Here is a 14,036-nt window from a genome sequence, read left to right as displayed (position 1 = left end):
GCGGCCATGATCATCTGGATCGAACGACCGCTCGCCATCGCCATCCACGAACGTCAGTTGGCCGAGCATGGCGGCGGCAGCGGCGTGCGCGACGAGAACCTGCTGGATTCGGCACTCGCCCGCCCGCAACAGGCACACGCCTACGGCGATCCGCCGCCCGATCTTGCCGACCTTGCCGCCAGCCTGGCCTTCGGCCTGGCCCGCAACCATCCTTTCGTCGATGGCAACAAGCGCACCGCGCATGTCTGCTATCGCGTCTTCCTCGCACTCAACGGCGCCGACCTCGTCGCCAGCGACGAAGACAAGTACGTCAGCATGATCGCCCTCGCCGAAGGCAGCCTCTCCGAGGCCGAGTTTGCCGCCTGGCTGCGCCAGCACATCCGGACCGATGCGAAGAAACGGGTCAACGAGCCGCGGGCGCGCTACGCGCGCTGAAATTGGGCAAGACGCGATCGTTTCCCGCGCATCAGCGCCGGCCCACCAGCCCGAAGTGAAACGGGCACGCCTCCTGCAGTTCGACGTACTCGATGGCGCGGAACCCGGCGTCGGCCATCCGTTACCGGCACGGCGACGTCGGACGTATTTCCAGCGACGGCCCGCGCGGAGTCGGGATGTCGCTGCGCCACAGTGCATCACCGGAAGCACTCCGCCATCCTGCAGGCTCCGGCGAGCCTCCCGCAGCAACGCCACTGGCTGCGCCGGGTGCAACAAGTTGAAGATCATCGCCTGCGCCTGCGAGCCGGCAGCAACGCCCGCGCCGTCCGCCACGAAATCACGCAGTTCGGCCCGGACGTTGTGCAGCCCGAGGCCAGCGGCCTTCCCGCGCACGGCAGCGATCATCGCCGGCTCGATATCCAGCGCAGTGACCAGCCCGTAGGTGCGCTGCGCGGCCGGCACCGTGAACGAGCCGTAGCCGCAGCCAAACTCGATCACGTCGCCCATGCACTTGCGCCGCACCGAACAGCTTCACGATGGCCGCCTTGCAGTCGAAGAAGCCGACCCACCGGGCTTCGTCGGGCATGCCGCTCTCACGGATCTTCACGGGATTTCCGTCGACCCATTCGCATGACAATCCGAGCGTAGCAAACACGCAACGCCTGGATGACGGCTCAACGCAAGGCGGAAAGCGCGCGACCAGCGACCGTGGCGACCCAGTGGTAGAACAGCTCGAGTACCCAGCGGATGAAGCTCACCGTCATCGACGCACCCGCCACCATGGAGCGGCCGAGAAAACGAAAGATGGCCGCGATGATGATCGCGAGGTGAGTGGAAATCTCGCTGGACAGCGCAGCGCCTCTGGCCAGCAGCAAGGCCAGTTGATCCAGCACGGTCAGGCTCGCCGTGATGCCGGCGCTCAACCCCGAAAACACCAGCAGCGCTGCCTTGTCCAGCAGCCAGGTAAGCGCCCTGCAGATCATCGCGAGCACCCACGTGCTGCCCATCACGATCCCGGCGCTGCCCACGCTGACCTGCTCCAGCCAGAGCTGCACGTTCATCTTGTGGTCGTTGCCCAGATCACGGTTGCGCAGCGCCGTCCAGCTTTGGCCGGAAACGCCGGCTATGTAGCTCTTTTCCATGTCATGCGCCTGCGAACTGACCAGTCCCCTCGATCCGTTGCCCAGCTGATACCCCGACGTCGCTGCCGGCACGTGGAAGAACGGAAACAGCGGAACCATCGGCACCACATCGGCACAATGGAATGTCCGATGCATGTTTGCCGCACCGATGCGGTGGTCCAGGCTTTGCGCAAACATCGACGTGCCCACGCGCGGCGAGCCGAAGGTGTACAGCTTGACCGTGCCGGCGCGGATGCCGGAGAAGTAATCGGCGCTGAGCGTGGCGAGTGCACCGCCGAGGCTGTGGCCCACGCAGTGGATGACGGAAGGGTGGCGTCCACGCAGAAAACGGCTGATGTCGGGAGCCATGGATTTCCATGCCTCATGGAAGCCAACGTGCACCAGTTCGCCACCGGGACCGCGCTGCAACCCGACGCTGGCATTGGTCAACCAGTCAATCGCGATCGCGGTGCCGCGCGTGGCTACAAGAATTTCGCCTTGATGCTTCCCGATGCCCTCGGCGATATAGCCGAAGCCGCTGAGGATCTTGAACCCGTAAAGCCCGCCCGAGAATCCTTCAAAACGGGAGCTATCGGTGACATTGAACAGGCCCTCGCTGCCCAACACACGATTACGCGAAACGGATTCGCTGACCGTACTTTCACGCAGGAAGTAAACGCCACTGGCAATTGCTGCTGCCTGATCTGGTGTGAGTGTGTTCATGCATCCATCCTTGGAAATTTTTTACTGCGGTTCGCAGATACCGAAAACCTTGCCATGGCGTGCCGGCTCGGCCTCCAGTCGACACATCAGCGAAATCGGCCGGCCATCAAGTTCGTCGTTTTCCTCGTAACCACGCTTGTCGGAAAGCCAGGCCTCGTAGCTCTTGCCTTTGTATTTGATGAGGATCGTCTGGGTCACGAACGGCTCATGCGGCAAAATCGAACCCAGCAGCGAACGTCCCCAGATCGCTGGCAGGGAGAACGCGCCCTGCACATCGGTCGTCGCACTGTCGCTTCCCGAGCGATCCTTCCATGCCCATTTGTAGCTGCGTTCGATGGTTGCTCCTTCGACCGGCTTGCCATGATCGAGCACCACCCCTTTCACGGCGGAAAACAGACACATCCGTCCCATCGCATATGCCTCGCAAGCTGTGGTTGTCGTCAGGAGCGCAAGCCCGAATGCCGCCATCGGCTTCAGCCAGCCGCGCTGCGGGCCCCACGATGGCGCCACCTCGCGTGCGTTCGGCGTGCCACGGCTGGCCATCGCGAATCCCCCGTTCCTGCCCCTTTTCATTGGTGTCCCCCGCGCAGGTCATCAATGGAACGTGCGCAGCGGGTTGAATAGCAGACCCCCGCAGACGCAACAAGTCGGCCGGCGCCTTGCCGTCCGTCATCCTTCGCGACACGCCACACGATCCGTGGATCGACTCAGCCGACACCCAGGCCCTCGATGCCGATGATGGCGACATCGAAACCAGCGAGCGCGGCGAAGCGGCGACCACGCTCGGCGTAGTCCTTGAACTGGTCGAAGCTCGGTGCGCCGGGAGAGAGCAGGATCACGCCACCACGCGGGGTGTGCGCCTTCGCCTCGGCCACGGCGCCGGCGAGGTCGTCGACGGGCAAGATCGGACAACGTATTTCCGCCTCACGCAGCGCCGCCTCGATGCGCGCGCCGTTGGCGCCCATACAGACGATCGCGTGCGCGGGCGCGCTGCGCATCGCCGCGACGAACGGCGTCCAGTCCAGGCCGCGGTCGTGGCCGCCGACCAGCACCGTCACCGTACGGCCATGCAGGCTTTCCAGCGCGGCCAGCGTGGCCAGCGGCGTGGTGCTGATCGAATCGTTGACCCAGTGCCAGCCGTCGTGTTCGCCCAGCGGCTGCAGGCGGTGCGGCAGCGGGCGGAACGTCGCCAGCGCGGGTGCCGCCGCGATCGCGTCGAGGCCCAGCGTGTCCAGCGCGGTCAGCGCGGCGCAGGCGTTGAGCGCATTGTGCAGGCCGGGCGCCGCCAGCGCGGCGCTGTCGAACACGACCTGCGCGCCGCGGCAGATCATGCCATCGCGCACGTGCCAGCCTTCCGGCGTGCCGAACTTGAGGCGATGCGGATGGGCGGCGGTGCGTTCCAGCAGGCCCGGCTGCTGGCCGTTGACCAGCAGCGTGTGCGCGGCGTCGGCCAGCTTCAGCTTGTCGGCGACGTAGCGTTCGCGCGAGCCGTGCCAGTCCAGGTGTTCCTCGTACAGGCTGGTGACCACGCCCAGTTCCAGCGGCCCGGCCTCGCCGGTCTGGAAGCTGGACAGCTCGATCACCCACAGCTCGGCACGCTGGCCGAGCAGTTCCAGCAGCGGCAGGCCGATATTGCCGGCCAGCGCAGTGCGCACGCCGAGCGCGCGCGACAGATGCGCGATCAGCGCGCTGGTAGTGCTCTTGCCCTTGGTGCCGGTGACCGCGATGACGCGCGCGTCGGGGTTCTCGCCGAACCACAGCGCCGTGCCCGAGGTGAACTGCGTGCCGTGCGCCTGCGCGGCCAGCAGGGCCGGCTTGTACGCCGAGATGCCGGGCGACTTCACCACCACATCGAACCGGGCCAGTGCCACCGCATCCAGCTCGCCGGGTACGATGTCCAGCGCCGCGTCGAACGCGCGCGCGGCGTCGACTTCGGCGGCGCTGCAGAACAGGGTCAGCGCCTGCGTCGGCAGGCGTGTGCGCAAGGCCTTGATTACCGCGTGGCCTTCGCGGCCGAAGCCCCAGATCGCCACGCGGCGCCCCGCCAGTTCAGCGATGCGCATCGAAGCTCCCTTGTAGGGGCCCGCTCGCGGGCGATGCTCCTGGCTCCTGTTTGGCTCGAAAGAGCATTGCCCGCGAGCGGGCTCCTACGGAAAACATGCCGTGGTTCATCCGCCGATCGCCGCCAGTGCGGGTTGCAAGCGCAGCGGCACGCGATGTTCCGCGGACGGCTGCAGCCACGGCTCCAGCGCGAGCTGCGCCACGTCGAGCTGGGGCAGGATCTCGCTGCGGAAGCGCGTGACCAGGGCGTCTTCCTGCCACTCCGGCCGTTGGCTCAGCGCGACCATTGCCGCGCGCGCTTCGGCGCCCTCGCCCACGCACTCGAACGGCTTGTGGTCCTGGTACTCCAGCAGCGCGTCGAAGCCGGCGGCCTGGTTCTCGTCGTCGAGCAGGTTGCGCCCGAAGATCGCCAGCAGCCGCGGCTTGGGCAGGAACGGCGCCAGCGCGAGGAACACGAAGTGGCATTTCGGGCATTGCCCGCACCAGCGGTCGACCGGCTTCGGGCCGAGCAGCTTGAAGTTGCGGTTGCAGCTGGAGAACACGTCGAAGTACGGCGTCAGCTTCGCGAACGCGCGGGTGATCGCCAACTCCGAGTACGGCCGCAGCAGCGAGCAGTAGTCGAGGTCGGCGGCCACGTGGCTGTGCAGCCAGTCGCCGAGCAGGCGCTCGAACGCGAGGCTCTTGCTCCACTGGTGGTTCACCTGCTGGCCGTCGTATTCCAGTGTGGCGACGGACGCCGAGCGCTCGTTGGCGAACGCGATCGAATCGTAGCCGTAGAGGATCGCCGCGACGGCGAGGATCGCCGAGTTCACCGCGGTCACCGGGATGTGTCCGTTCCACGCGCCCAGCCGGTTCAGCTCGAACAGGCCTGGCGCCAGTTCGCGCTGGATGTTCAAGGTGGGCAGGCCGGTGCGTTCGGCGCAGGCCGCGATCAGGGCGGAACTGCCGACCCATACCGCGGTGGCCTCGCCGCCGATCGCCTTGATCGCCTCCACCGCCACCAGCGAATCCTTGCCGCCGCCGATCGGCACCAAGGTGCGCTTCGGCAAATCCAGCGCGCCGACCGCGGGCGTCACACCGCCACGCGGGAACGAAATCCGCCCACGCAGGTCCAGCCCGTTGCGATAGGCGAACTCGGCCAGGCCGTGCAGGTACAACTGGTCCAGCAGCTCCGCGGTGGCGTCGTCGAGCGGGCCCTCGGCCAGCTCGAGCCGCGGCGGCACGCCGGCCTTGTAGTAGCTGACGCCGGCCACCAGGTGCAGCAGCTTCAGCGCGGCAGCGAACGCCGCGCGCCGCTCAGCCGGAACCGCCGGCGCCTGCGGAAAACGGATCCGCTCGACCAGTTCCTCGCCGTCGTCGAACGCATACGCCAGCTCGGCCACGCCATCGGCGTAGTTCGAACGCACGAAGCGGAAAACCCGGGTGAGGCGGGGTTGCATCGTGTTGCTCACATCTTTCTCCATCGCCCGCATCGTCGGGAGCGAACAGGCTGATTCTAGCTTCGCGCGGTGTCCGTTCGACGGCTTTCGGCGGGCAAAAGGCTGGACAGGCGCGCGCCGGATCAGTCGTCGATCACCACCTCGTCGGCCTCGTCGCGCAGGTTGTAGTGCGAGGACATCACCTTGCCGTAGGCGCCGGCCTGGGCGATCAGGACCACGTCGCCCTCCTGCGCTTCCTGCAGGCGGCGGTCGCTGCCCAGCACGTCGCCGGACTCGCAGATCGGGCCGACCACCTGGTACAGCGCGCTGGCCGGTTCGCCGAGCCGGCTCAGGTTGACGATCTTGTGCCAGGCGTCGTACAGCGCCGGGCGGATCAGGCTGTTCATGCCGGTGTCCACGCCGAGGTAGCGGAAGCCGCCCTTGTCCTTCTGCTGGGTCACCCGGGTCAGCAGCACCCCGGCGTCGGCCACCAGGTAGCGGCCCGGCTCCATCCACAACTGGAACTGCGGATAGACCGCCTTGACCTCGCGCAGCGCGCGGTCGAGTGCGGCGATGTCCAGCGGCGCTTCGCCCGGATGCGCCGGCACGCCGAGCCCGCCGCCGATGTTGAGGAACACCACGCTGGCGATGCGTTCGGCCAGGCTGGCCAGTTGCGCGTAGACCTCGCCCCAGTGGCCGGCGTCGAGCACGCCCGAGCCCAGGTGCGCATGCAGGCCACGCACGACCGCACCATGCGTTTCGGCCAGCTGCAGGAATGCCGACAGCTGGTCCAGCGGCAGGCCGAACTTGCTGGTGCTGCCGCCGGTGCGCACCTTCTCGTGGTGGCCCAGTCCGCGGCCCAGGTCCACCCGCAGCACGATTTCGCGGCCGCGGAACAGCTCGCCCCAGTGTTGCAGCGGATGCAGCGCGTCGAGCGTGACGGTGGCACGGGTGGCGAGTGCGTGGACGTAATCCTTGCGCGGCGCGAAATTCGGCGTGAACAGCAGCGGCACCGACGCCGCCACCACCGCGCCAACCGCCTTCAATTCACCCGGCGACACGCACTCGAACGCAAACCCCTCCGCCGCCAGCGCGCGCAGGATCGCCGGGTGGGTGTTCGCCTTCACCGCGTAGTGCAACCGGTCCACCGCCGCCAGCGACTTCAGCTCGCGCGCCTGCTGGCGCACCGTGGGCAGGTGGTAGACGTAGCGCGGCGTGGCCTCGGCGGCCAGTTCCAGCAGGCGCGGACGCTGCGCCACGCGCCACCATGCCGGCACCGCGGGAACGACTTCGCCGCCGCCATACAGCATCTGCCAGCTGGGACCGAACAGCGCGCTGTCGTCGGTGCGCAGGGCGCCGGCGCCGATCAGCAGGTCGTGCAGGTGAGGCAGCAGCCGGTCGACCACTTCCTCGTCCACCACGAAGGTGAGGTTCAGGTTGTTCGACGACTGCGAAATCATGTGCACGCGCAACTGGCCGAACTCGGCCAGCACGCCGGACAAGGTGTGCAGCAGCGAACGCATGCCGCGCCCGACCAGGGTGATCGCCGCGCACGGCGCGATCACCTTGACCCGGCACACCTTGGCCAGGTCGCTGGCCAAGGCGGCGATCGCGTCGGAGTCGAGCAGGTTCTCGGTGGGGTCCAGCGACACGGTGACATTGGTCTCGGCCGAACCGATCAGATCCACCGACAGGCCGTGCGTCTTGAAATGGGCGAACACGTCGGCGAGGAAGCCGACCTGCTGCCACATGCCCACCGATTCCATCGAGACCAGGGTGATCCCCTTGCGCGCGCTGATCGCCTTCACGCTGGGCGCGTGCGCGCGCACCTCGGGACCGATCACCGTGCCTTCCAGTTCGGGGTGGTTGGTGTCCTTGATCAACAGCGGCACGCGCGGTTCGCGCAGCGGCGACAGGCAGCGCGGATGCAGCACCTTGGCCCCAGTCGAGGCGATTTCCTGCGCTTCCTCGTAGTCCAGCCGCTGCAGCAGGCGCGCGCCCGGCACCTGGCGCGGATTGGCGGTGAACATGCCGGCCACGTCGGTCCAGGTTTCCACCCGCGCTGCCTTCAGCAAGGCACCGAAGTACGCCGCGGAAGTATCCGAGCCGCCGCGACCGAGCAGCACGGTGCGGCCTTGCCCGTCGCGGGCGATGAAGCCCTGGGTGATCAACACCTCGCCCAGCGCGGCCAGCCGCGCGTTCAAGGCCGGGTCGGGCTTCGCCTCGACCATCGCCGACAGCAGCCGGGTACGCTCGTTCTGGTTCGGCAGCGCCGCCGCCGCCAGGCAGTCGCGCGCATCCAGCCATTGCGTGGGCAGACCGCTGTGGCTGAGGAAGGCGGCGCCGAGCGCGCTGGACATCAGCTCGCCCTGCGCCTGCACCTGCGCTTGCCAGGCCAGCTCGCCGCGCGCCGCGGGGCCGTCCTCGGCCAGCCGCACCAATTCACCCAGCCGCTCGCCGAGCGTGTCCGGCAAGGCCAGCTGCATGTGCTCCAGCAGATCGTAGTGGCGTTGCGCGATCGCGCCGGCCGCCGCCTTGCGCTTGCCCTGATCGCCCTCGCCGCACAGCTGTTTCAGCGCGTCGGTGATCCCGGTCAAGGCGGAAACGACGATCAGCACGCGCGCGCCTTCGGCACGGCGGCTGGCGACCAGTTCGCGGATGTTCTGCCAGCGCGGCAGCGTGGCGACGCTGGTGCCGCCGAACTTCATCACGATCCAGGGAGCGTCCGCGGGAAGCGGTGCGGGATTGGGCGGGGTCACGGGGGTTCGCTACAGGATGATGGACATCCAACCAGTGTTGCGCTGCGGCATCGGAATTGCAAATGGTTTTTCCGACGGCTGCGTTTGGACGTATGGACGTCCGAATGAAAGCCTTCCCACCTCACCCCGCAAGCAGGGGAGGAGGCGAAAGTCCAAGCCTTGCCCTCCCCTGCTTGCAGGGGAGGAGGCGAAAGCCCACGCCTTGCTCCCTCCCCTGCTTGCAGGGGATGAGGCGAAAGCCCCGCGCCTTGCTCCCTCCCCTGCTTGCAGGGGAGGGCTGGGGTGGGGTGCTTTTGCCCTGGGCTCGTGCCGGCAAAGACGTCCTCGCTTGTCGAGCTTGCGGTGACCCTGCGCTACCCCTCCTCAATCCTCCCCTGCAAGCAGGGGAGGAGGCGAAAGCCCCACGCCTTGCTCCCTCCCCTGCTTGCAGGGGAGGAGGCGAAAGCCCACGCCTTGCTCCCTCCCCTGCTTGCAGGGGAGGGCTGGGGTGGGGTGCTTTTGCCCTGGGCTCGTGCCGGCAAAGGCGTTCTCGCTTGTCGAGCTTGCGGTGACCCTGCGCTACCCCTCCTCAATCCTCCCCTGGGAGGGGAGGCGGCGATGGTGTGCGCTTCGCGCACATCGTTATTGAATAAACAGGGGGATTTTTCCGATCCTTGCCTGCCATTCGCGCGGACCGGTCTGGTGCACCGAGCTGCCGCCGGCATCGACCGCCACGGTCACCGGCATGTCCTCGACGGTGAATTCGTAGATCGCCTCCATGCCAAGGTCGGCGAAGCCCACCACACGCGAGGCCTTGATCGCCTTGGAGACCAGATACGCCGCGCCGCCCACCGCCATCAGGTATACCGAGCGGTGCTTCTTGATCGCCTCGATCGCCGCGGGGCCGCGCTCGGCCTTGCCGACCATGCCGAGCAGTCCGGTCTGCGCCAGGACCTGTTCGGTGAACTTGTCCATCCGCGTGGCAGTGGTCGGGCCGGCCGGGCCCACCACTTCCTCGCGCACCGGATCGACCGGGCCGACGTAGTAGATGAAGCGGCCGTTGAAATCGACCGGCAGCGGCTCGCCCCGGTTGAGCATCTCGACCATGCGCTTGTGCGCGGCGTCGCGGCCGGTGAGCAGCTTGCCGCTGAGCAGCAGGGTTTCGCCCGGCTTCCAGCTGGCGACCTCGTCGCGGGTCACGGTGTCCAGGTTCACCCGGCGGCCCTTGGACGCGTCGTAGGTGAGTTTCGGCCAGTCTTCCAGTGACGGCGGGTCGAGCATCACCGGACCGCTGCCGTCGAGTACGAAATGCGCATGGCGGGTGGCGGCGCAGTTCGGGATCATCGCCACCGGCAGGTTCGCCGCGTGGGTCGGGAAATCCTTCACCTTGACGTCGAGCACGGTGGTCAGGCCGCCCAGGCCCTGCGCGCCTATCCCCAACGCGTTGACCTTCTCGAACAGCTCGATGCGCAGCTCCTCGGCGCGGTTGGCCGGGCCGCGCGCGATCAGCTCCTGGATGTCGATCGACTCCATCAGCGCTTCCTTCGCCATCAGCATCGCCTTCTCGGCGGTGCCGCCGATGCCGATGCCGAGCATGCCCGGCGGACACCAGCCGGCGCCCATGGTGGGCACGGTCTTCAGCACCCAGTCGACGATCGAGTCGGACGGATTGAGCATGGCGAACTTCGACTTCGCCTCGGAGCCGCCGCCCTTGGCCGCCACGATCACCTCGACGGTGTCGCCCGGCACGATGGTCATGTTGACCACCGACGGCGTGTTGTCCTTGGTGTTGATGCGTTTTCCGGCCGGGTCGGCCAGCACGCTGGCGCGCAGCTTGTTGTCGGGGTTCATGTACGCGCGGCGCACGCCTTCGTTGGCCATGTCCTCCAGCGACATGGTGGCGTCGTCCCAGCGCACGTTCATGCCCACTTTCAGGAACACGGTGACGATGCCGGTGTCCTGGCACAGCGGCCGGTGGCCCTCGGCGGCCATCCGCGAGTTGATCAGGATCTGCGCCATCGCATCCTTTGCGGCGGGACTTTCTTCGCGTTCGTACGCCGCGGCAAGGCTCTTGATGTAGTCGACCGGATGGTAGTAGCTGATGTACTGCAGCGCGTCGGCGACGGACTGGATCAGGTCGGCTTGCTTGATGACGGTCATGAGGTGGCTTCGCTTCGTGAAAATGCCGCGTCGCGAACGGGTCCCGGCGACGCACAACCCTCTTATTGTGCCGCAATCGGCCGGCAAGCCGAAAACTCCCCCCCCTGATGCCACGCGCGCGTCGCCCGCCCGGACCTGCGCCGCACTTCCGGTGCTCGCTGGCCGCATGGGTTCGCAAGATATTTCGTCGTCCTGACACTTCCCGTCTCCGACGCACGGGTCTAGGCTCGACCCCCCGGCGCGGATTGTCTTCAGGGGCCGCGCCTGGATGTTGGGATCGACTCGATACATGGCCAACGGCCTGCCACGAGACGTGACGCCAAGCATCGATGCCAGCGCCCGCCGAGCGGCAACCGCCGCCTCTACCCTTGGAGATAAAGACATGCTCAAGAAATTGCATCGCACGTCGCTCGCGACTTCGGTGGCGCTGCTGCTTTGTGGCTTCAGCACCCTCAGCTTCGCTGCCGGTGGCTCGGCTCCCACCGACCTCGGGGCAAGCAATCCGGGCCAGACGGTAAGCGTCACGCTGGTGCTCGGACTGCACAACCAGAATGCCCTGGAGCAATTCATCTACGGCACCGTCACCCGCGGCAGCCCCTCGTTCCATCGCTTCCTCACTACTGCGCAGTTCGCGGACCGCTATGGCGCCACCGCCGGCGAGATCGCCGGCGTCCAGGCCTTCCTCAAGCGGCAGGGGTTGACCCAGGTCGAACTGCTGCCGAACCACCTGGCCATCAAGGTCAGCGGCACGATCGGCCAGTTCAACGCCGCCTTCCACACCTCGATCCATGATTACCGCGCCAGCGACGGCTCGACCTTCCATCAGCCGAACGTGACGCCCACCGTCCCCGCCGCGCTGGCCGGCACGCTGGTGGTGGCCTCGGGCCTGAGCAGCGAGGCGCGCTACCACCCGCACCACGTCAAGGCGATCCTGCCGCCGCAGCCCGGCCCCAGCGCCAACGCCCTGGCCAGGGGCGCGGCACCCGCCGCGGCGTGTATCGGCAACCCCACCGCCACCTGCACGCCCGGCGAGTTCACCGTGGGTGACGTGGCCAACCGCTACAACATCAACCCGCTGTACAGGCTCGGCGTGAACGGCAAGGGCTCCACCGTCGGCATCGCCACCCTGGCCGACTTCATCCCCGGCGATGCGTACGCGTACTGGAACGCGATCGGCCTGCCCGTGAAACCCAACCGGATCACCCAGGTGCACGTGGACGGCGGCGGCCCGCTCAGCGGCCCTGCCGGCTCGGGCGAGACGTCGCTCGACGTCGAGCAGTCCGGCGGCGTGGCGCCGTGGGCGGACATCATCGTGTACGACGCGCCGAATACCGACGCCGGCTTCTTCGACGTGTTCAACCGCGCGGTGTCCGACAACAAGGTCGACAGTCTGTCGGTGAGCTGGGGCTCGCCGGAAATCTTCTACTTCCCGCAGCTCAACGGCGGCGTCGACTTCACCGACGAACTGCGCGCATTCCACCAGGTGTTCCTGGAGGCGGCCGCGCAGGGCATCTCGATGTTCGCCACTTCGGGCGACTCCGGCGCCTACGACACGGTGCGTTCGCTTGGCGGCCTGCTCACCGATCCCGTGCCGCCGCCGCTTACCGCCGACGCCCCCGGCTCCGACCCGTTCATCACCACTGCGGGCGGCACCACCGTGCCGTTCTCCTACAGCTTCAGCGGCGGGCCGACGGCATCGCTCACCAAGGAAAGCGTCTGGGGCTGGGATTACATCGCCAGCTATTTCCAGACCCATTTCGGCGTGGACATCACCGATCAGGTGTTCTCGGTCGGCGGCGGTGGCGGCGTCAGCGTGTTCTGGCAATTGCCGCGCTACCAGCAGTTCACCGGCGGCATCCGCAGGAGCGAGAAGAACCAGACCCTGCTGTTCCCGCCGTTCGGCATCAACTACACGCTGCCGGCGAACTACCGTGGCCGCAACGAGCCCGACGTTTCGCTGAACGCCGACCCGGAAACCGGCTACAGCCTGGTCTCGTCGCTGGATGGCCCGGGCCTGCAGACGTTTTTCGGCGGCACCAGTTTCGTCGCACCCCAGCTCAACGGCATCAGCGCGCTGCTGAGGCAGTCGAGCCACGAGCGCGTCGGTTTCTGGAATCCGCAGGTCTACGCGCTGCAGAACATCTTCGGCTACGGCCCCTTCTCGGCCTTCAACGACATCCGCTCGGGTGACAACTGGTTCTACGTCGGCAAGCCCGGCTACGAGCCGGGTGCCGGCATCGGCACGCTCAACGTGAGCAATCTGGCCGTGTTCCTCGGCGTGTTCTGATCGGCCTGCTCTGATCGCGCTTGCGGGCGCGCTGCACGGAAAGCCGATGCCGCGAGGTGTCGGCTTTCCGCTTTCAGCGGTGGCGCTGCTGCCCACGCGCTCCGGCCACTTGCCGGGGCCGCCCGCCGGTGCGATCGTCCGGCCCTTGCCCGAACGGAAACCGCCATGCCGCGCAGCCGCCGCTTCATCCAGCTCGACGTGTTCTCCGCCAGGCCGCTGCTGGGCAATCCGCTGGCCGTGGTGATCGACGGCGACGGCCTCGACGACGCCACGATGCAGGCATTCGCGCGCTGGACCAACCTTTCCGAAACCACCTTCCTGCTGCCGCCGACCAGCGCCGCGGCGGACTACCGCGTGCGCATCTTCACCCCGCGCCAGGAACTGCCGTTCGCCGGCCACCCCAGCGTGGGCAGTGCGTACGCCGCGATCGAGTCCGGACTGGTGCCACCGGGCAAGCAGCAACTGCTGCAGGAGTGCGCGGCCGGGCTGCTGCCGGTGCGCGTCGAAGGCAGCGGCAGCGGGCGGGTCGTCCACGTGCAGGCGCCGCAGGCCAAACTGCGGGCCGTGGCGGCGCAGCAGCGCGCCCTGCTCGGCCAGGCCGTGCGCGCCGAGCTCGCGGAAAGCCAGCTGCGCCTGGTCGACAACGGGCCGCTGTGGTTCGTCTGCGACCTGCGCGAGGAGGCCGCCGTGCGCCAGCTGCAACCCGACCTGGCCACGATCGGCGCGCTATGCCAGGACACCGGCGCGGTCGGCGTCAGCGTGTTCGGTCGGCAGCGCGCGGGCGAGGCGAGCATGGCGGTGCGCGCGTTCTGCCCGGCCGACGGCATTCCCGAGGATCCGGTCACCGGCAGTGCCAACGCCGCGATCATGGCCTTCCTAGCCGACATCGGCGACCCAGACGGTTACGGCCTGCGCTATCGCGCCAGCCAGGGGCGCGAGGTGGGCCGCGACGGCTGCGTCGAGGTGGTGCGCGACGCGCTGGACGGCAGCATCAGCATCGGCGGCGCCTGCGCCGTGGGCATCCGCGGCGAGCTTCAGCTGGGCTGAGAGAACCTGGCGTCTCCGAACGCTTGCCCGTCCAGGCGACGCCCGC

The 14,036-nt window shown here is 67.8% G+C and carries 9 protein-coding genes and 1 pseudogene; 3 read left to right on the top strand and 7 right to left on the bottom strand.

What is annotated here, in order from left to right:
- Positions 1-6 precede the first annotated feature (6 nt).
- On the top strand, positions 7-435 hold the full coding sequence (locus R5H19_RS16935) for a type II toxin-antitoxin system death-on-curing family toxin (RefSeq protein WP_318160235.1): 429 nt from the start codon (positions 7-9) through the stop codon (positions 433-435).
- 246 nt (positions 436-681) lie between these two features.
- Here the strand turns inward: R5H19_RS16935 and R5H19_RS16930 are convergent.
- The 7 genes and pseudogenes from R5H19_RS16930 to R5H19_RS16900 form a co-directional block, all read right to left on the bottom strand.
- Positions 682-942 (bottom strand): annotated as a pseudogene (locus R5H19_RS16930) (class I SAM-dependent methyltransferase); the annotation flags it as partial.
- Between the two features lie 167 nt (positions 943-1,109).
- A complete protein-coding gene (locus R5H19_RS16925; RefSeq protein ID WP_318160234.1) occupies positions 1,110-2,279 on the bottom strand; it encodes a lipase family protein in 1,170 nt (389 codons plus the stop codon).
- A 21-nt stretch (positions 2,280-2,300) separates the two neighbouring features.
- Positions 2,301-2,822, bottom strand: coding sequence for a DUF6795 domain-containing protein (locus tag R5H19_RS16920; RefSeq protein WP_318160233.1), 522 nt, complete (start codon positions 2,820-2,822; stop codon positions 2,301-2,303).
- A 164-nt stretch (positions 2,823-2,986) separates the two neighbouring features.
- Positions 2,987-4,342: a UDP-N-acetylmuramoyl-L-alanine--D-glutamate ligase gene (gene murD, locus R5H19_RS16915; RefSeq protein WP_318160231.1), complete on the bottom strand. Its 1,356-nt coding sequence runs from the start codon at positions 4,340-4,342 to the stop codon at positions 2,987-2,989.
- 105 nt (positions 4,343-4,447) lie between these two features.
- On the bottom strand, positions 4,448-5,791 hold the full coding sequence (gene murL, locus R5H19_RS16910; protein WP_318160230.1) for a UDP-N-acetyl-alpha-D-muramoyl-L-alanyl-L-glutamate epimerase: 1,344 nt from the start codon (positions 5,789-5,791) through the stop codon (positions 4,448-4,450).
- 110 nt (positions 5,792-5,901) lie between these two features.
- Positions 5,902-8,517, bottom strand: a complete 2,616-nt coding sequence (locus R5H19_RS16905) for a bifunctional aspartate kinase/diaminopimelate decarboxylase (protein WP_318160229.1) — start codon at positions 8,515-8,517, stop codon at positions 5,902-5,904.
- Between the two features lie 621 nt (positions 8,518-9,138).
- Entirely contained in the window at positions 9,139-10,656 is a 1,518-nt protein-coding gene (locus tag R5H19_RS16900; protein WP_318160228.1) for a fumarate hydratase, read from the bottom strand.
- Positions 10,657-11,038: 382 nt separating this feature from the next.
- Between R5H19_RS16900 and R5H19_RS16895 the strand changes: the two genes are divergently transcribed.
- Complete coding sequence (locus tag R5H19_RS16895; RefSeq protein ID WP_318160227.1) at positions 11,039-12,943, top strand: S53 family peptidase; 1,905 nt, start codon at positions 11,039-11,041, stop codon at positions 12,941-12,943.
- Between the two features lie 165 nt (positions 12,944-13,108).
- Positions 13,109-13,990 carry a PhzF family phenazine biosynthesis protein gene (locus tag R5H19_RS16890; RefSeq protein WP_318160226.1) on the top strand — a complete coding sequence of 294 codons (882 nt, stop codon included), beginning with the start codon at positions 13,109-13,111 and terminating at the stop codon, positions 13,988-13,990.
- The last annotated feature ends 46 nt before the right edge of the window (positions 13,991-14,036 follow it).

Source organism: Rhodanobacter sp. KK11, from assembly GCF_033345435.1.
GTDB lineage: Bacteria > Pseudomonadota > Gammaproteobacteria > Xanthomonadales > Rhodanobacteraceae > Rhodanobacter.
This window is presented reverse-complemented; position numbering and strand designations above follow the sequence as displayed.